At 37.3% G+C, this 18,238-nt stretch carries 17 protein-coding genes; 2 read left to right on the forward strand and 15 right to left on the reverse strand.

Annotated features, from left to right (window positions below; genetic code table 11):
• Positions 1-210: 210 nt before the first annotated feature.
• The 5 genes from FYJ79_RS10985 to rpsO all read right to left on the reverse strand — a co-directional run bounded on the left by FYJ79_RS10985 (position 211) and on the right by rpsO (position 6,065).
• Complete coding sequence (locus tag FYJ79_RS10985; RefSeq protein ID WP_154518255.1) at positions 211-2,391, reverse strand: hypothetical protein; 2,181 nt, start codon at positions 2,389-2,391, stop codon at positions 211-213.
• Positions 2,392-2,452: 61 nt separating this feature from the next.
• Positions 2,453-2,866, reverse strand: a complete 414-nt coding sequence (locus tag FYJ79_RS10990; RefSeq protein WP_154518258.1) for a prepilin-type N-terminal cleavage/methylation domain-containing protein — start codon at positions 2,864-2,866, stop codon at positions 2,453-2,455.
• 123 nt (positions 2,867-2,989) lie between these two features.
• On the reverse strand, positions 2,990-3,556 hold the full coding sequence (locus FYJ79_RS10995) for a Maf family protein (RefSeq protein WP_154518261.1): 567 nt from the start codon (positions 3,554-3,556) through the stop codon (positions 2,990-2,992).
• On the reverse strand, positions 3,549-5,693 hold the full coding sequence (locus tag FYJ79_RS11000) for a polyribonucleotide nucleotidyltransferase (RefSeq protein ID WP_154518264.1): 2,145 nt from the start codon (positions 5,691-5,693) through the stop codon (positions 3,549-3,551). The genes FYJ79_RS10995 and FYJ79_RS11000 overlap by 8 nt, the downstream gene beginning before the upstream one ends.
• Positions 5,694-5,798: 105 nt before the next feature.
• The gene (gene rpsO, locus FYJ79_RS11005; protein ID WP_154518267.1) at positions 5,799-6,065 is read right to left on the reverse strand and encodes a 30S ribosomal protein S15; all 267 of its coding nucleotides are present in this window, start codon (positions 6,063-6,065) and stop codon (positions 5,799-5,801) included.
• 180 nt (positions 6,066-6,245) lie between these two features.
• Between rpsO and FYJ79_RS11010 the strand changes: the two genes are divergently transcribed.
• A complete protein-coding gene (locus FYJ79_RS11010; protein ID WP_154518270.1) occupies positions 6,246-6,749 on the forward strand; it encodes a pilus assembly FimT family protein in 504 nt (167 codons plus the stop codon).
• Between the two features lie 8 nt (positions 6,750-6,757).
• Here the strand turns inward: FYJ79_RS11010 and FYJ79_RS11015 are convergent, their stop codons facing one another.
• The 10 genes from FYJ79_RS11015 to FYJ79_RS11060 form a co-directional block, all read right to left on the reverse strand.
• Positions 6,758-7,210, reverse strand: a complete 453-nt coding sequence (locus FYJ79_RS11015; protein ID WP_154518273.1) for an HD domain-containing protein — start codon at positions 7,208-7,210, stop codon at positions 6,758-6,760.
• A complete protein-coding gene (locus FYJ79_RS11020) occupies positions 7,197-7,985 on the reverse strand; it encodes a putative ABC transporter permease (protein ID WP_154518276.1) in 789 nt (262 codons plus the stop codon). Before FYJ79_RS11020 ends, FYJ79_RS11015 begins: the two co-directional genes overlap by 14 nt.
• Positions 7,986-8,037: 52 nt before the next feature.
• Complete coding sequence (gene ribF, locus FYJ79_RS11025) at positions 8,038-8,952, reverse strand: riboflavin biosynthesis protein RibF (protein WP_154518279.1); 915 nt, start codon at positions 8,950-8,952, stop codon at positions 8,038-8,040.
• On the reverse strand, positions 8,952-9,791 hold the full coding sequence (truB, locus tag FYJ79_RS11030) for a tRNA pseudouridine(55) synthase TruB (RefSeq protein WP_154518282.1): 840 nt from the start codon (positions 9,789-9,791) through the stop codon (positions 8,952-8,954). The genes ribF and truB overlap by 1 nt, the downstream gene beginning before the upstream one ends.
• Positions 9,792-9,868: 77 nt before the next feature.
• Positions 9,869-10,528 (reverse strand): hydrogenase nickel incorporation protein HypB, encoded by a 660-nt coding sequence (gene hypB, locus FYJ79_RS11035; protein ID WP_154518285.1) that lies wholly within the window; start codon positions 10,526-10,528, stop codon positions 9,869-9,871.
• Positions 10,515-11,207, reverse strand: a complete 693-nt coding sequence (gene hypB, locus FYJ79_RS11040) for a hydrogenase nickel incorporation protein HypB (RefSeq protein ID WP_154518288.1) — start codon at positions 11,205-11,207, stop codon at positions 10,515-10,517. The genes hypB (FYJ79_RS11035) and hypB (FYJ79_RS11040) overlap by 14 nt, the downstream gene beginning before the upstream one ends.
• A 3-nt stretch (positions 11,208-11,210) precedes the next feature.
• Positions 11,211-11,933, reverse strand: coding sequence for a FadR/GntR family transcriptional regulator (locus tag FYJ79_RS11045; protein WP_154518291.1), 723 nt, complete (start codon positions 11,931-11,933; stop codon positions 11,211-11,213).
• Between the two features lie 58 nt (positions 11,934-11,991).
• Positions 11,992-13,071, reverse strand: coding sequence for a DUF5692 family protein (locus FYJ79_RS11050; protein ID WP_154518295.1), 1,080 nt, complete (start codon positions 13,069-13,071; stop codon positions 11,992-11,994).
• Positions 13,072-13,097: 26 nt separating this feature from the next.
• The gene (locus FYJ79_RS11055) at positions 13,098-13,448 is read right to left on the reverse strand and encodes a hydrogenase maturation nickel metallochaperone HypA (RefSeq protein ID WP_154518299.1); all 351 of its coding nucleotides are present in this window, start codon (positions 13,446-13,448) and stop codon (positions 13,098-13,100) included.
• Positions 13,449-13,453: 5 nt separating this feature from the next.
• A complete protein-coding gene (locus FYJ79_RS11060; RefSeq protein WP_154518302.1) occupies positions 13,454-16,231 on the reverse strand; it encodes an FAD-dependent oxidoreductase in 2,778 nt (925 codons plus the stop codon).
• A 261-nt stretch (positions 16,232-16,492) separates the two neighbouring features.
• Between FYJ79_RS11060 and asnB the strand changes: the two genes are divergently transcribed.
• Positions 16,493-18,076, forward strand: coding sequence for an asparagine synthase B (asnB, locus tag FYJ79_RS11065; protein WP_154518305.1), 1,584 nt, complete (start codon positions 16,493-16,495; stop codon positions 18,074-18,076).
• Positions 18,077-18,238 lie beyond the last annotated feature (162 nt).

The following is an 18,238-nucleotide window of genomic DNA, read 5'->3' on the forward strand; positions in this document are numbered from 1 at the left end:
TCAGAGCAAATTGAGATAAACTGTTTTTCGTCACTATAAATTTTTTTGAGGTTCCTTGAACCTCTTTTTGTGCTTCTAAGATAAATAAATCAAAATATACCCTTGACTACTGATAGTAAATCACCTCTTGCTAATCATTCTACCCACAATTTCCTTCTAAATCAATGAATAGACATATATTTCCAGTTGTATTCAAACACAATTCTAACATTAAATCTCTTCAATGATCACTTCATTCACAATCACACCTTCACCATAACTCTCTACATTAATATCAAAGTTAAAGAGATTCTCTTTGGCATTCAACATGAAGACACATGAATGTTGTCCTTTAAGAAGTTGTTGTGGTGATTGTAAGATATGATTTTGTGATGATATCCATGCTTTCGCAAGATGATCTTGATTTGCTTGATAGTTAATGGTGATTTTATAATGACCTTGGTTCAGTATTGCACTAAGACCATGAAGAAGATATCCTTTTTTCTTACCTGATTGGAAAGGTTTCTTGTAAGTCTGTTTAAAATCAGACTGGAAATATGTTTCTGTATCTAAGAGATTATCGTTAATACCATTGAGATGTATAACTTTTTTCTTGTCTTTGATTATGAGTTTTCTGTTGAGATGTGGTAATTGATGATGATTATGGAGTTTATAGATAGAAAAGTAATGACAAGATACAATCTTTTTCATACTATCTTGGTCTATTTCAAAGTTTCTTACATTTCTTAAAACAAGATAATCTACTGTAGAGAATGTTTTTTCTCCAATCCAATAAGGATTCTTCATTTCAATCTTATGTGGGAAGGTGATTGGTTTCTTCGATTGTTTCTTAAATAAATCAGACTGGCTTGCTGTAAAGAAGTTATCTTTGATGACATAGGTATCAATAGCTCCCTGTAAGTCGTCTGTTTCATCTGTGATCATTAAGAATGTACTTTCTTGATGTTGTTGTAGAAGTTTCTTAAGTGACTGACAGTCTTCATTCATGCCTATCTTTATTTGATTTAAGTCTTTTAATGCATTGCTTTCATAATAGTTATTGTAGACTTCTAAGCTGACAAAAGCACAAAGAAAGACAATGATGATTTTCTTTGGCTCAATCACAAACTCAAATATCGATAAAAACAAATATCCTACAATAAATACAGCAATAATCATTTGGAGTTCAGGCCACATATGATTCGTAATATTCAACATAGGATGATCTAATACAGCCTTTACCATTGTCCCACTATAAGAGAAAGTAAAGACTAAAACATAAACAACAGAACAACAAATAAGAACAATCAATCTTTTAATATCCTTGATATGTTTTTCAGACAACAACAGTGTTATCTTCATAAACATAATGATCAGTGGTATCCAGACATTACAAAGATATCGTAAATGAAGACGAGGCATTTCTGTCCCTAAATCTTCCTTCAACGTAATCTTCATTACTGTCACAAATATCCCTACAAGCATTACGAAAAAGACATATAAGAAGAATGAATGATCTTGCTTGCTGAAATACTTTTGATAGATAAACGGTAAGATGATAGGCAAGATGCCTGCTGCCAAGAGCACACCTACAAAATACATCTTTAAGGCATATCCTGTATAGAGAAGTAAGGCTGTAGATTGCACAACATTATCTATTCCACCACTAACATTTCCCTCATCAACTAAGAAAGCATTCAGTTCATAAAAACATAAAAAGACAAATCCCATCAACAAGGCATTATAGAAAACAGGCAATTCATTATATATAACGTCCCGTTCCTTTCTATAAATAGCTAAACAGACAGTCTTTATTCCATAACCAATCATCAATAATGCATAAGCTAACACCATAAACAAGGCAATGCTTCTATTGGTATTAAGCAGAGCTAATCCAAAACCAAGACCAATACTTAAATATTTATGAAACTTATGATCAAAGAGTTTATAAAAGCCATACATCAATAAAGAAGATAAAGGTAAAAACAGTATTTCTGTCATATAACCCTGCGTAAATGTAATATCAGGCAATAACAGATATAACCCACATGCAATTAAAGATAAAAACTTATGATCTTCTCCTAGTACATCTTTGGAAAGTGCATAGATTGGAAAAACACCTGCATTCATCACCAAGCTATTTATAATCGTAACAGCAAGGCTTTGATATGTATCATTTGGAATAAGCATAGCAGGTGCAATGACTAATGAATACAAATATTTATAGAATCCAGCTGGTAAGCCATATATTGTCATACCTTTACCATGTACAAAGTTATAGGCAAAAGTATGATAAAGCATCTCATCTGGATAGAAGGTTATATGATGCATATAACGCCCTAAATATATTCGTACAATTGTCATTGCCAGATACATCCCAACAACAATAATCCCTATTTTCCTCTTCTTCATAAATACCTTCCCTAACTAAAAAAGAGCAATCCGCAAAGGGATTGCTTCCATATTTAAACTATTAATCACTCAATGTAACTTTTTTATTCACAGTAACTGTAGCTGTCTTCTGTTCAGAAGGTTTGTCAGTAGTATGCATTATTACAACGTAATCTTTTACCTCATCTGTTGTGCCGCTTTTATACGTAGGTGTAATGCTAACAACTGTGATATCACCAGAATCCTTGTTTGTTAAGCTTACAGCTTCAGCCATTGCTTCGGTTGTAGTACTTCCAGAAGTTTCTGCTTTAGCTAACTGTACCTGAGCATTAACCATAGCACCACGTGCAACTGTTTCATACTTAGCGTTATTGCCTTCTTTGATATAGCTCATTACTGAAGGAACTGCTACTGCCATTAATACTGCTAAGATAACAATGACAACGATAATTTCGATTAATGTAAAACCTTTATTCTTTTTCAACATTTTCATCATTGGAATTCTCCTCCTCTTCTTTCCAATTATAATAATATCACTTACATGTCACATTTCAAGTACATTACATGTTTTTCATAAAATAATGTGATGTTTATAAATCAATTTTTGCTTTAAACGATATTATTGAATAACGTTTTCTTGTTTTAATATCGTCACAATCTTAGTGACGGGTAAACCAATCACTGAATCAATATCACCTTCGACATTCTTGACAAAGATATCTGCTTTGCCCTGAATGCCATAGGCACCTGCCTTGCCTTGCCATTCTTTGCTTGCTAGATATTCAGGAATCATTTTTGTGATATCTTTAAATGTTACAAAGGTTTCTTCAACCCATGAGATATGTTTTATGTTTGAAATCCAGATGGATACAGCTGTATAGACGATATGGGTATCATTTGAAAGTGAAAGAAGAATCTTTTTAGCATCTTCTTCATCTTTGGGTTTACCAATGATCTGATTATTGTGATATACCGTTGTATCTGCTGAAATGACAACATCATTAGGATAACGATCATGAATAGGTGCACCCTTTTCTATCGCTAGTGCTTCTAATCTTGCTTTTATAGGTAGGTTTTCATTGAGTACTTCATCTATAGAAGAAGCATCGACTGTAAAATCGATGCCTTCTCTTTCTAATAATTCTTTTCGTCTTGGGGAAGTACTCGCAAGAATGATCTTAGGCATTCTTGTTCTCTTCTTTCTTGTCTTCCTTCTTGACTACAGGGCGAGGAAGTAAGACTTTACGTGAAACATTAACACCCTTATCAGTAATCTGTGTTACTTTAACTTTAACAATATCACCTAGCTTAATGACATCAGAAACTTTATCTGTTCGATCCCATGATACATCTTTGACATGCAAGAAGCCATTTGTGCCTTCAAAGAGTTCAATGAATGCATATTTATCTTCTACACGTACTGCCTTACCATCATAGATTTCTCCGACTTTAGCTTTCTTTGTAATCTTTTCGATATAGGCAATAGCTTTATCGATAGCTTCCTGGTTATGATGATAGATTGCGACATTACCTTCTTCATCAATATCAATCTTGACATTATCACATTCTTCAATGATCTTGTTGATCATTTCGCCACCCTTACCAATGACATCTTTGATCTGTTCAACGTCAATATGCATTGTTGCATATTTAGGTGCATATTCTGATAAGTGATCTCTTGGTGCAGGAATAGCTGCTAACATGACATCCATGATTTGTTTTCTAGCACCTTTGGCCTGTGCTAATGCTTCTCTTAAGATATCTTCTGTAATACCATCAATCTTGATATCCATCTGTAAGGCACAGATACCTTTTTCTGTACCAGCAACCTTGAAGTCCATATCACCTAAATGGTCTTCCATACCCTGGATATCAGTAAGAATTGTATAGTTGTCACCCTTCTTGACTAAGCCCATGGCTACACCAGCCACTGGTGCTTTAATAGGCACACCGGCAGCCATTAAAGCCATTGTTGATGCACAGATTGATGCCTGTGAAGAAGAACCATTTGATTCTAATACTTCAGCAACTGCTCTGACTGTATATGGGAAGTCAGCAGTAGATGGCATAACCTGTCTGATAGCTCTTTCGCCTAATGCGCCATGACCAATTTCACGACGGCCTGGGGCACCCATACGTCCAACTTCACCGACACAGTATGGTGGGAAGTTATAATGATGCATCCAAGTAACATCAGTATCATCACCTAAGCCATCAATCTTTTGTGCATCACCTAGTGCACCTAAAGTGACAATGGACATAACCTGTGTTTCACCACGTGTAAATAATGCTGAACCATGTACTCTTGGAAGTAAGTCAACCTGTGCATTTAATGGTCTGATTTCATCAACCTTACGTCCATCTGGTCTAACTTTTTCATCAGTAATAAGACGACGTACTTCATTTCTTTCTAAGTCATCAAGTACCATCTTAACCTGACTAATATAATCATCCTTATCAACATCTTCACCAAGGTCTTTTTCTTCATAAGAAGCTACAACTTCAGCCTTTAATGCATCAATGGCATCATAACGTTCAAGTTTACCTGGAATGGAAATAGCCGCTTTCATTCTTTCATCAGCTAATGCAGTCACTTCATCAACAATATTCTGATCTAATTCAAAGAGTGGAATTTCCATCTTTTCCTTGCCAACAGCTTCAACAATCTTTTCTTCAAAAGCAATTAATTCCTTGATTCTTTCATGACCAAACATTAATGCCTTTAACATTGTTTCTTCATCAACTTCTTTAGCATCAGCTTCAACCATGTTGATGGCATATTTTGTACCAGCAACTTCAAGATTAATTTCACTTCTCTTCATATCTTCTGGTGAAGCATTAACAGTGAATTCACCATCAATTAAGCCAACATTCACTCCAGCAATAGGACCATTAAAAGGAATATCAGAAATACTTAATGCAAGTGATGCTCCTAGCATGGCTGTCATTTCAGGTGTTGCTTCTGGATCTACAGACATGACAGTGTTGACAACCTGCACTTCATTTCTGAAGCCATCTGCGAATAAAGGTCTAATTGGACGGTCAATCATACGTGCTGTTAATGTACCATGTGTTGAAGGTCTGCCTTCTCTTTTTAAGAATGAACCTGGAATCTTGCCTACTGCATACATCTTTTCTTCATATGTTACAGTGAGTGGGAAGAAATCAACATCCTTAGGCTCTTTGCCTGCACATGCTGTAGAAAGGACTGTTGTGTCATCATAACGCACTAACACAGAACCATTTGCCTGCTTGGCAAGTTCGCCAGTTTCGACCGTAATATGGCGGCCATAAAAATCCATTTCAAATACTTGTTTTGCCATTTTTTCTCTCCTCTATCATTACCCCATGGTAATGATTTCCACAATAATATATATTTATCAAATACAAACAAAGGAACAATGCTTTCATTGTTCCCTCTTGATAAATTATCTTCTTAATCCTAATGAAGCAATTAATGCTGAATATCTTTCAAGATCTTCTCTCTTTAAGTATTTCATTAAATCTCTTCTCTTACCGATCTTCTTTAAAAGACCACGGTTTGAGTGATGATCCTTTGGATGAGCCTTAAAGTGATCATTTAATTTGTTGATGTCTGCAGTTAATAATGCAATCTGAACTTCTGGAGAACCAGTATCATTAGCACCACGTGCATACTTTTCAACAATTGCAGCTTTTTCTTCTTTAGTTAACATTTATCATTTCCTCCTATAATATCAACAGAGCAAGAACCAAGCAGGTCGTAAGAGGTACGCGCCTCTGAGTACTTGCCGCAAGGTTTATTATATGGATTTTATAGCTAAAGTCAAAGGTTTTTGAGTTCATCATAGGAAAACTTGTTGTAATGTGCTATATTTCTATCAGGAGATCATACTATGAAGAAAAAACAAGGCTTTACATTAATAGAAATCATTGTTGTTACAGTCATACTCGCCATCCTACTCGCTATCGCTGTGCCATCAGTCATGCATTATATTGATGAAGCAGATAATGCGAAATACATTACGGCAAGCCGTGCGCTAGCACAGGATTTAAAGATTGCCCTTACCAAAGACTATTATAACGAAAAGCATGATGATTATATTCTTTCTAAAACGCTTATGGATTATAACAATAAGACATCGGATAATACACAGGTTGTTATTCTTCGTTTAACATTCAAGTCAAAATCAAGCTCATTCAATATAATGCCTGGTACAAAATATACCAATGTCATAGATCCCACGACGATAGAAAGCTATACATTCTATTTTGGAGATCCTCATGCTGGCAATCCTGACCACATGACCGTGAACCAGTATCGCACCGCCTTGCTGAAAACAGTCAAGAAGTATGCACTTGTCTATCCTAACAAGAAAATTGAAATCCATAATGTTTAAAAAGCTGCCTAGGCAGCTTTTCTTCGTCTAAAGAGTGTTTCTTTTGTTGAGACAATCTTGTCGGCAATACAGACAATGACAGCTTCACGTGATTGAGGATAATGCCAGAAAGTGAGTGGCCACATATGGCTTCTAATGATATTCTCTTCTTTTCTTGTCAACATGAAGTCTTCACGGGCATTGAGTAAGGCTGTTTCTGGATGGCTGAAGCCATGTAGATTGCCCTCATAGTGATGCCAGTCATAGAGAAAATAATCATGAAGAAAGGCCCCTCTAATAAGCTGTCTTTCGTTACTTCTTAAATGGAATTTACGATTAAGCTGATAGCTTAACAAAGCAACTGAGAAACAATGGTCATAGGTTGTGATTGCTCCATGTTGTATATAGTTATGCATGAGATGCGCACGAGAATTTTCTTCAATTTCGTGGATAACTTGTTGGAATGTGTTATTTTTTGTCATTCTTTCTTCCTCTTACCAGATTTTCGAGTTTTTCCGCAATAAAGCCTTTATTAGGGGCAGTGAATTTCACTTTATGCATCAGTCTAGCTTCTCTTATAGACATGTGACTGGCTGCTTCATTAACACGCATCTTGATATATTCAGAGTAGCTTTCCACCTGATCTTGAAATTCCATCTTGCTTTCACCAATGCGGTCATAGGCCCACTGCACACGATCACCAAATTCGTTTTCGACTTCATTCAGGTGATTTGTGATTTCAGAAAGCGAAGCTAATGTAATACCAAAATCCGTACTCATCAAAAAGACAAGAAAGAGCGATAAGCCTTCTATAAACAGTGAAGGACCATGGGGCTTATAGGATTGTAATAAAGGCAAGAGATATCTTACAACAACAATACCCGCCAAACCAAAAGCTATAGAAATAGGTAAGGCAATTCTTCCTTGAATATTAAAAGGCAATTTCGAATAATCCCACCATCTTGCATGATATCTTTTTTCTAGAATATAGCTTGTAAGATATTCAATAATAGCAGAACCAAACATACAAATCAGAAAGACTGTTAAAGGATTGCTCGAAGTCGTTACAGGAAATAGACCGGCTGTAAAGATAAAATAAGCAATCATCACAGCTAAGCCATAGATAGGACAATAAGGCCCAAAAAGAAAACCCCTATTTTCCCATTTACCAGTATTCATCATGCAATAGAATGATTCCCATACCCAGCCACAGAAACTAAATACAACGAAACCTACAATATACTGACTAATTATCATATAATCCTCTCCAATTCACAAGTTTAGACTGTTTTTTTTAAAAAGCAATAGACTATACATCTAATGCTTTACGAATATAAGCTTCATCATGCTGCATTTCTTTAATCAGATCATCAACATCATTGAAGCGTTCTTCTGGTCGTTCAAAGAACTTAAAGAAGACTTGCATTTCTTTACCATATATATCTTGATGAAAATCAAATATATAGATTTCTAATGACATCTCAAAGATATCATTAAAGGTTGGATTCATGCCAATATTTGCCATCCCTTTATAGCGTTGTCCATTCACTTCAACTTCAACGCCATAGACTCCTTTTGCAAGATAGCAATACTTGCCTATTGCAACATTGGCCGTTGGGAAGCCAATCAGCCTGCCTCTTGCCTTCCCATGGATGACTTTGCCAGTAATTGCATAATCTCTAGTAAGCAATCTATTAGCGTCACGGACATGTCCTGATTGCAATAAGCTTTTGATGAGTGTTGAAGAAACTTTGACATTTTCATCATACATGACTGGTGGTACGATGGAAAGAGTAAACTGATGGCCTTCTAAGCTATGCACATCCCCACTATTCTTATTGCCAAAATGGAAATCAAAGCCCACAACAACATGTTGAATATTTAAGCCAACAATATATTTATCAATAAAATCTTCAGGAGACAAAGCAGCTACTTCTTTTGAAAAACGAATCACAAATAATGTATCAATCCCTAAATGTTCGAGAATACGATTACGATCATGTCGAGAAGTGAGATAGCGTTTTTCTTCCCCTTTTAAAACAGTAAGGGGATGCTGATCAAAAGTCATAACAGCTGATTGATAGCCCTTTGTCTGACTAATATGTTTTACTTCTTCAATGAGCTTCTGATGTCCTAAATGCAAGCCATCAAAGAATCCTATAGCAACAACATAATGTTTGGTAAGTTGTGGCAAGTCATGAAGTTCTAATTCTATGATTTCCATTAAAATAACCCCCTTAGACTCTTCATTTTACCATTTCCATCCGGACCGTAAATAGCAAGAATATCACCATTCTTATTAAATACAGCTATATTATGATCATAGTTTTCATCAATACGTTTGCCATTGAGGGCAATGGATTCATCCTCTAAGACATAATGCTCCATCGATGCAAAAGCATCCTTTAAGGCTATCATCCGATAATGACCTTCCTTTAATTCCTCAAGCGTACAACTCTGACTTAAATCAAAATCTCCACTTCGACTACGAATAAGCGTTTTCATATGACCAGGATAACCAAGCTTCTTGGCAATATCATAACATAAGCTTCTGATATAAGTTCCCTTAGAACAATGCACACGGAAAGTGATTTCATCACGATCTTCTTTAAGCAGGCTGATTTCCTGAATATGTATTGGGCGAGGATCCACCTTCACTTCTTTGCCCTCTCTGGCATATTCATAAAGTTTCTTGCCATTGATCTTAATGGCAGAATACATAGGAGGAACTTGCATGCTGTCACCAAGAAAGCTATCTAGCACCTCTTTTAAATCTGTATAGCCAGTAAATGGCTTTTCTTCTTGTATTGTACCTGAGGCATCCATTGTGTCAGTTGCGATGCCAAGTTTCAATGTCGCAATATATTCCTTATTTTCAGCTGTTAGAAATTGCAATGCCTTTGTCGCTTTATTCACCGCTACGACAAGGACACCTGTTGCATCGGGATCCAGTGTTCCAGCGTGTCCGACTTTCTTTGTATGCAATGTCTTTCTAACGATATTAACGATATCATGGCTTGTATAGCCAGCTGGTTTATTAATAATTATTAATCCATCATTCATTTTCTTCACCGTTCAACATCATACCAAAAATCTTCACAAAATGAAATAAACACAAAACAAAAAGGCACATCGTGCCTTTATGATATCCATTTATTCAAAGATTCTTGAAGATAATCTTCTAATGCTTGCATACCTTCGCCTGTTTTTGCTGAAACAGGGAAAATCTTTATTGCAGGGTTGAGGACTTTTACACGTTCCCTTACTTTTTCAAGATCGAAATCAAAATAATCCAAAGTATCCATCTTAGTTACAACAAGCACATCACTCTTTTCAAACATTAATGGATATTTAAGTGGCTTGTCATCACCCTCAGGAACACTTAATATCATCATATTAATTGCAGCACCTGTATCAAATTCTGCCGGACATATTAAATTTCCGACATTTTCTAAGAAGATCATGTCGAGCTCTTTGGTATCAAGCGCTTCATATGCTCTTCTTGTCATACCTGCATCCATATGGCACATCCCATCGGTATGAGCCTGTAAAGCTTTTGCCCCAAGTGCTTCTATTTTCAGTGCATCCACATCACTCGCAATATCAGCTTCCATGACACCAATACGCACATCTTCCTTCATATCAGTAATGATGCATGAAAGAAGTGTTGTCTTTCCTGAACCAGGTGAAGACATCAGATTCAACAACAAGATATGGTCATCATGCATTTCTTTTCTTAAGTTTTCAGCATCTTTGTCATTGGATGCTGTTACGGATTGATTTAATTCAATGATTCTCATTCTTCTCACCCTTTACTCTTTCGATTTGTTTTTCTAGCCATGCGATCCATGCTTCAAAACCCTCTCCTGTTTTTTGTGATAAAGGAAGGACATCAATATGCTCATTGAGCTGAGAAACATTATGTTTACATCTTTCAATATCAAAATCAAAGACAGGCAATACATCGATCTTCCCTATCAATAATAAATCCGTCACTTCAAACATCAAAGGATATTTCAAGGGCTTATCATCACCTTCTGGGACGGAGAGAATCGTCACTTTCTTTGTTGCACCAACATCAAATTCAGCCGGACAGACAAGATTGCCCACGTTTTCTAAGAAGAGCACATCAAGATCATCTAGGCCTAAGGCTTTCATGCCACGCATGGTCATATCCGCATCCATATGACAGCTCCCTCCAGTATGAAGCTGAATGGCTTTAGCACCTGCTTCAACAACAGCAGCCGTATCAACATCACTATCCACATCTGCTTCCATGACACCAATATGATATTTGTCTTTTAAGGCTTTAATGGTACGTACAAGCAATGTTGTCTTGCCTGCTCCTGGTGAGGCCATGAGATTGACCATAAAGACTTTATGTTTTTGCAGTTCTTCACGTACATGTGCTGCACTTATGTCATTATCAGCTAGAATATTTTCTTTTGTCTCGAGGATTTCATATTCTCTTTTATTCATCTCTCATCCCTGCTTTCTTAAATCTTTTTCATAGAGTGTATATTGACCATCCATGGCTTCTTTTGTAAAGGTTTCAATCCATTCAAGTGCCCCTTGATAATCATGTTTTTGCAAGAGTTCCCACGAAGTTCTTGTATGCATATAGAGTTTCTCAATACCATAAATCTTACAAAAGCGCATCCACATGGCTATGCATGGATGACGAAAGGTTGTAATAATAAGGCCAAGCATATCATTCTGGCCAATGTCTGCTAAGGTAATTTGGAAATTGAGAGCATGACTTGCCGCCTCATAATAAGACTGTGATGTCTTGATATTTTCCACAATAACGCGTAGTCTCTCAATATCATTTTCATTCAAATCAAGTGCATTACGCATCGTTAGTTTTTCTAATGCCCATCTAATTTCCAAGATAGAGCGAATATCATGATCGGTCAGAACATCTCCCTTAAGTCGCATAATAGCATTAAGCGTCTCTACACTTGCTGTCTTCTTATAATCAGCGACAAATGTTCCCTGGCGGTTTATAACTTGTAAAAATCCCTGATATTCCAAAATCGCAATTCCTGTATTGACGACACTGCGGCTAATGCCCATCTGTTTCGCAAGATCACGTTCTGGGGGAATACGCGTATGAGCTGGCAATTCACCTGAAAGAATCATTTCCTGCATTTTTTTAATAAAGAGTTCGCGTTGTGTAGGGACTGTAAGTTTTTCAAATTTCATGCTGACCTCCTAAAAAACACCTGTCAACAACTGGCAGGTGTTCATCGTGTTCATTATTTTAGGCTTTTCTCGCGATAGCTTCTTCAAAATCACGTGTGCCAGTAAAGATTTCATGTGTATAAGGATTCTTATGCTGCTGTTTTGCTTTTTTGAAAATAACAGCTAAAGTAATCACATTCATGGCCAGTGCCAACAGGGCAACAACACCCTGTGCTGTTGGATTGGCAGTAATGCCCGCTTCACCAAGAGCTTTAATGGAATTGATCTTTGTCATATCAAAAGCTGTTACGCCATGAGCAACAGCGCCCTTATAAAGAGAAGGCAACACTGAGAAAGGCTTTGTAATCTGGAAGAGTGGGAAAACCTGCGCAAACATGCACCATACAGCGAGTGTGTTAGCTCTATTTTGGATCCAGCCGCCTTTATTCCAGAAAGCATTTGCAAATGTTGGTGCCAGCAAGAGAGCCACCCCACAATACCATGTATGAGTTGGTAAATTACAATATGTATAAGTGAAATTCCAAATATCATAGGCTAGAATAAACCAGATTGTCATATCAGGCCAAAGCATATCATCCTTCTTCTTAGAAGTATAAATGCCCCACCAGCCTGTCATACAAAGAATATTCAAAAGACCAGCAATGCCATTAACAACATTCCACCAGCCGCCATAGAGCCAGACATCTTCAGTGGACTTCCACCAGCCACCAGCCATACCACCTGCTACAAATCCATTATATGCTGATTCGAAGTCAGATGCGACAGCAATCAAAATATTAATCGCAACAATAATAAATGGCCAAGGCTTAAACCATTCCTTTTTCCCAAGTCCCCACTGGTATTTAAGCATCAAGAACCCAACACATCCAATATCAGCTGCATAAAGCTTTGCATAATGGAACCATCCATTCATATAAACATGCGTTGGATTGTTGAGTGCCCAGCTGGCATGTGCCATTGCACCAATCTTGATAGCAATAAAATAGGCTGTTAAAGCAAGTGGAAGAACCACAAATACGGCAATGCCACCTTTGACTGTACGTCTTCCTATTTCATTCATGACAATTAAGCCCACAAATACAAGAACCCAGCCAAGAATCTGCCAGAGAGCTGTGTCACCATATAATTGAAATAACATAAATAACCTCCCATTCTTATTTCAATCTACTCATCAGGTACTTCAATTTCTTTTATAAGAAATTCATTTCCCTGAACAAGCCAAGTTTGATCACTGCCACAATGTGGGCATATTTTGGCATATTTCACTGTCTCATATGTCTGTCCGCAGTTGCTGCAGTAAGTAATTGCTGGAATGGTTTCTATTTTTAATTCAGCATCTTTCAACAATGTTGTTCTTTGTATTGCCCATTTCCAGCAATCTTCTAAATAGTCAGGTATGACTGTTGATACTTCCCCAAGTGAGAGGGTGACACTGTTGATCTCATGAAGATCATTTTCTTGTGCAACCTCTTCTAAATCATCAATAATCTTAAATACAACACCTAATTCGTGCATTCAGATCACTTCTTCTTTCCAAATTTAATATGTATTGCTTGTTTAGCGGCATACGGAAGAATATAACGCATTTTATCTTCACTCTTGCGCATTGTTGAACATTCCGGATGGTCTCTTTCTAAGTGAATGGCATCAAACTCACATTTTGTCGTACAAATGCCACATCCAACACAATGATTTTCATCAACAATAGTCTTTCCACAGCTTAAGCAACGCGCTGCTTCTTTTTTTACCTGTTCCTCACTAAAGACTTCTTGATAGTCTCTAAAGCTTAATGGCTTTTCATTGGCTTTCTTAGCAGGAATCTGACGTTTCGCATTATCATATGATTCAACAAGAATATCATTCTTATTAAGTTCAACATAATCATTCTTATTACGTCCAATCGTAAGAGATGTATGTGGCTGAACAAAGCGATGAATAGAAATTGCTCCTTCCTTACCAGCCGCAATGGCATCAATCGCAAACTTAGGACCTGTATAGACATCCCCACCGACAAAGATATCGGGCTGACTTGTCTGATAAGTTTCATGATCAGCTATGACACATCCACGTCGATCAAGTTCAACATTTTCACCTTCCAACAAGTCTCCCCAGACAATGCTCTGACCAACTGCTAAAACAATATGTGCACAAGAAATTGTCATTGTTTCCTTTTCATCATATTGTGGATTGAAACGGCCTGTTTCATCTTTGACTGACACACATTTCTTAAAGACAATGCCGGTTACTTCATTCTTTTCATTTTTGAGGATTTCTTTAGGACCCCAGCCAAAGCACATCTTAACACCATCTGCTAAGGCTTCTTCCACTTCTTCTTCGCTTGCAGGCATAATATCCCTTGTTTCTAAAGAGACCTGCGTGACATTGGCGCCCACACGACGTCCATCTCGTGAACAGTCAATGGCAACATTACCGCCACCAACAACAACCACATCACCTTTCAAGTCATAGCTTTCAGTAGCATTAATTTCTTTGAGGAAATCAACGGCTGTCACAACACCTAAACCATCTTCGCCTGCCACCTGGATGCTTCTTCCTCCCTGTGCACCAATGGCAATATAGAATGCTTTATAGCCTTGTTTGCGTAATTCATCAAGTGTGGTATCCTTTCCTACTTCAACACCCGTCTTGATTTCTACACCCATCTCTTTGATAATATCTATTTCAGCCTGAATAATATCCTTTTCAAGCTTATAAGATGGAATACCATAAACAAGCATACCACCAGGTTTTTCATTCTTCTCAAAGATGGTTGGCTGATAACCTTTTTCAGCTAGATAATAAGCACATGAAAGACCAGCAGGCCCTGCCCCGATAATAGCCACTTTATCTTCTGAGAAGTCACCATCAACACGAGGAATGACCTTTTTAGGCATATATCTTGTTTCAGCATGAAGATCATGCATCGCAATGAATTTCTTCACTTCATCAATTGCCACTGCCTCATCAATTGTTCCTCTAGTACAAGCATCTTCACATCGTCTATTACAGATATGACCACAAATAGCAGGTAATGGATTGTTTTTCTTAATTAAGGCTAACGCATCCGTATACCTTCCCTGTGCAGCCATTTTTAAATAACCCTGAACAGCTATATGTGCCGGGCAGGCTGTCTTACATGGTGCTGTTCCACTACGATGAGCCTCAATGCGATTATGATCACGATAATCCCAATCCCAGTCATCTTCACTCCATTTTCTATCCCATGGCAAGTCATGTTTTGGATAGTTGACTTCACTGCCATCTTTCTTGCAGAGCTTTTGACCGAGCTTTAAAGCACCTGCTGGGCAATATTCTACACAGCGACCACAAGCTACACACTTCGCACTATCAACATGAGCAACATAGGCCGAACGAGATAAATTTGGTGTATTGAATAATAATGATGTTCTTAAGGCATAACATACATTGACATTGCAGTTACAGATTGCAAAGATCTTGTTTTCACCATCAATATTTGTAATCTGATGAACGAAGCCATTATCTTCAGCTCGCTTGAAAATATCCATGGCTTCTTCACGGGTAATATAGACACCACCTTTATTTGTTTCTACAACATAGTCCGCCATATCACCAACGGCAATACACCAGCCCTCTTCATCATCACCACAGCCTTCCTCATAAGTTTTACGGCTACGACGGCAAGAACAAGGGGATTTCGCATACTTTCCTTCATATTTATCAAGCCAATGAGAAATCTTCTCAACCCCAATAGCTTCATTATTCATGGAAATAGCTTTTTCGACAGGAATGACATGCATGCCAATACCAGCTCCTCCAGGTGGAACAATCTTGGTTACTTTTTCAAGTGGCAAACGTGTCATATGTTCAAAAAACATCCCAAGTTCAGGATATTCTTCAACCAAATCCTTATTCATATTTGAGAATTCCCCTGAACCAGGCACAAACATAGGCAAAACATATTGTTTTTCATGTTGGGGATTCTCATAATTCCATTCAATAAGACCTGTATAAGACATATGGTCAAGCATTTCTTGAAGCTTCTTCTCTTCAATACCTGAGATCTTCTTCAGCTGAGCAAATGTCTTTGGCTTACGAATGGTTCCGAATTGTAAAGCCAGTTCAGCTTCCTCATCCGTACATAAACGCGCTACAGCCCAATATTCAGGATCATCTTTTGTGATTTTCTTTAAGCCAAGCTTGATAGGTATTCTGTCTGTGATAAGTTTTCCCAATTTCACAACAGGTTCACGCATTGGCCCATCCACGTTCGCAATTTCCGGACGAAGTGGATAATGTGGATCTCCTTTAGCACTCATTTTCTATTCTCCTTTAAAAATTTCTTATGACTTCATGTGGTATGACCACGTTGTTAATATTTTAACATTATCTAATTTGCTTGTCTATATCTCTAATGTAAGACGCTTACATTATTTTCTTGAAGAAGCTTTTTTAAACGAATTGTAAGCCCTTAGATTTCTCTTTTCTCTAATATTTAATTATCATCTCAAAAATATTTTATTGACTAATGAATGTGAAAATTGTATGATGAAAAAAATTTAAAAGTGGAGGACATAGATATGTGTGGTTTTTTAACGATGGATTCAAGAGAATACCCTCTTGAACAATTCAAACAAGCATTACACATGGTTGATGATCGCGGTCCTGATATGAGTCGTGTTGAACTCTTCGAAGAGTCTACATTTGGCTTTGCGCGTTTATCCATCATGGATTTATCAGAAAAAGGAATGCAGCCCTTCAATTATAATGACTGCGAACTGGTGTGTAATGGCGAAATCTATAATTACCCTGCTTTAAAGAAGAATTTAGAAGACGATTACACTTGTAAGAGTGATAGTGATTGCGAAATACTCTTACCTTTATATAGAAAATACGGATTAGATATTCTTTGTCGTATGTTGGATGGTGAATTTGCTTTTGTCATCAAAGATGCCCATAGTGGAAAAATGATGGCAGCAAGAGATCCAATGGGCATTCGTCCAATGTTTTATGGTTATACAAAAGAAGGAAAAATTGCTTTTGCTTCAACAGCCAAAGCGCTCTTTCCTCTCTGTCATGATATTATGCCTTTTGAACCTGGTTGTTATTATGATGGTGAAAAGTTTGTGAAATATAATGATCTTGGTGATGTCAAGATGTATGTTGAAGATGACATCGAACAGATTGCTGGTAAGCTCAATAGTTTATTAACCGAGTCTGTCATCAAGCGTCTGCAATCCGATGCGCCTATCGGATATCTTCTTTCAGGTGGTCTTGATTCATCATTAGTTTGTGCTATTGCTGCTAAAAACAATAAGAAACCAATCAAGACATTTGCGATTGGTATGGACCGTAATCCGATTGACTTAAAATATGCGAAGGAAGTTGCTGAATATATTGGTTCAGATCATACTGAAGTCATCATGACAAGAGAAGACGTTCTTGGACACCTAAAAGAAGTCATTCGTCAGCTAGAAACATTTGATATCACAACCATTAGAGCATCACTTGGTATGTTTATTTTATGTGAGTATATTCATAAAAATACCGATTTAAAAGTTATCTTGACAGGTGAAGTCAGCGATGAAATCTTTGGCTACAAGTATACAGACTTTGCCCCATCTCCTGAAGAATTCCAAAAAGAGTCCGCAAAGCGTATTCGTGAGCTTTATATGTATGATGTGCTAAGAGCTGATCGTTGCATTTCTGCTAACTCACTTGAGGGACGTGTACCTTTTGCTGATACTGCCTTTGTCGAATATGCGATGAGCATTGATCCAGCGAAGAAGATGAATACCTACAACAAAGGCAAATATCTTTTACGTCATGCCTTTGAAGGTACAGGCTTATTGCCAGATGACATCCTGATGCGTGAAAAAGCAGCCTTCTCCGATGCTGTTGGCCATAGCATGGTTGATGACCTCAAGGAATATGCAAACAGCTTATATACCGATGAAGATTTGGCTAAAGCCAAAGACAAATATCCTTACTGTACACCATTCACCAAAGAATCACTTCTTTATCGTGATATCTTTGAAGAATACTATCCTGGTCAGGCAAAATGGATCAAAGACTTCTGGATGCCTAACAAGACTTGGGAAAACTGTAACGTTGATGATCCAAGTGCAAGAGTACTTGCCAACTATGGTGATTCTGGAAAATAATCTCTTTTAAGAAGCCTACAAGGCTTCTTTTTTTCTAAAAAAAGGACATGATTACAAGTAATCATGTCCACTCAGGAGAGCCCATTTTCAATGGCCTCTCCTTTTTCTTTCCATCCGGCATCCCTGGTAGTAAAATATTTGAAGAGGTGATCTTACATGGGG

It is taken from the genome of Sharpea porci (assembly GCF_009695655.1).
In the GTDB taxonomy this organism is placed as follows: Bacteria; Bacillota_I; Bacilli_A; order Erysipelotrichales; family Coprobacillaceae; genus Sharpea; species Sharpea porci.

Bases quoted from the DNA above. Each gene is read 5' to 3' on its own strand.
- FYJ79_RS10985 (WP_154518255.1), bottom strand. From the start codon at position 2,391: ATGAAGAAGAGGAAAATAGGGATTATTGTTGTTGGGATGTATCTGGCA.
- FYJ79_RS10990 (WP_154518258.1), bottom strand. From the start codon at position 2,866: ATGATGAAAATGTTGAAAAAGAATAAAGGTTTTACATTAATCGAAATT.
- FYJ79_RS10995 (WP_154518261.1), bottom strand. From the start codon at position 3,556: ATGCCTAAGATCATTCTTGCGAGTACTTCCCCAAGACGAAAAGAATTA.
- FYJ79_RS11000 (WP_154518264.1), bottom strand. From the start codon at position 5,693: ATGGCAAAACAAGTATTTGAAATGGATTTTTATGGCCGCCATATTACG.
- rpsO (WP_154518267.1), bottom strand. From the start codon at position 6,065: ATGTTAACTAAAGAAGAAAAAGCTGCAATTGTTGAAAAGTATGCACGT.
- FYJ79_RS11010 (WP_154518270.1), top strand. From the start codon at position 6,246: ATGAAGAAAAAACAAGGCTTTACATTAATAGAAATCATTGTTGTTACA.
- FYJ79_RS11015 (WP_154518273.1), bottom strand. From the start codon at position 7,210: ATGACAAAAAATAACACATTCCAACAAGTTATCCACGAAATTGAAGAA.
- FYJ79_RS11020 (WP_154518276.1), bottom strand. From the start codon at position 7,985: ATGATAATTAGTCAGTATATTGTAGGTTTCGTTGTATTTAGTTTCTGT.
- ribF (WP_154518279.1), bottom strand. From the start codon at position 8,952: ATGGAAATCATAGAATTAGAACTTCATGACTTGCCACAACTTACCAAA.
- truB (WP_154518282.1), bottom strand. From the start codon at position 9,791: ATGAATGATGGATTAATAATTATTAATAAACCAGCTGGCTATACAAGC.
- hypB (WP_154518285.1), bottom strand. From the start codon at position 10,528: ATGAGAATCATTGAATTAAATCAATCCGTAACAGCATCCAATGACAAA.
- hypB (WP_154518288.1), bottom strand. From the start codon at position 11,207: ATGAATAAAAGAGAATATGAAATCCTCGAGACAAAAGAAAATATTCTA.
- FYJ79_RS11045 (WP_154518291.1), bottom strand. From the start codon at position 11,933: ATGAAATTTGAAAAACTTACAGTCCCTACACAACGCGAACTCTTTATT.
- FYJ79_RS11050 (WP_154518295.1), bottom strand. From the start codon at position 13,071: ATGTTATTTCAATTATATGGTGACACAGCTCTCTGGCAGATTCTTGGC.
- FYJ79_RS11055 (WP_154518299.1), bottom strand. From the start codon at position 13,448: ATGCACGAATTAGGTGTTGTATTTAAGATTATTGATGATTTAGAAGAG.
- FYJ79_RS11060 (WP_154518302.1), bottom strand. From the start codon at position 16,231: ATGAGTGCTAAAGGAGATCCACATTATCCACTTCGTCCGGAAATTGCG.
- asnB (WP_154518305.1), top strand. From the start codon at position 16,493: ATGTGTGGTTTTTTAACGATGGATTCAAGAGAATACCCTCTTGAACAA.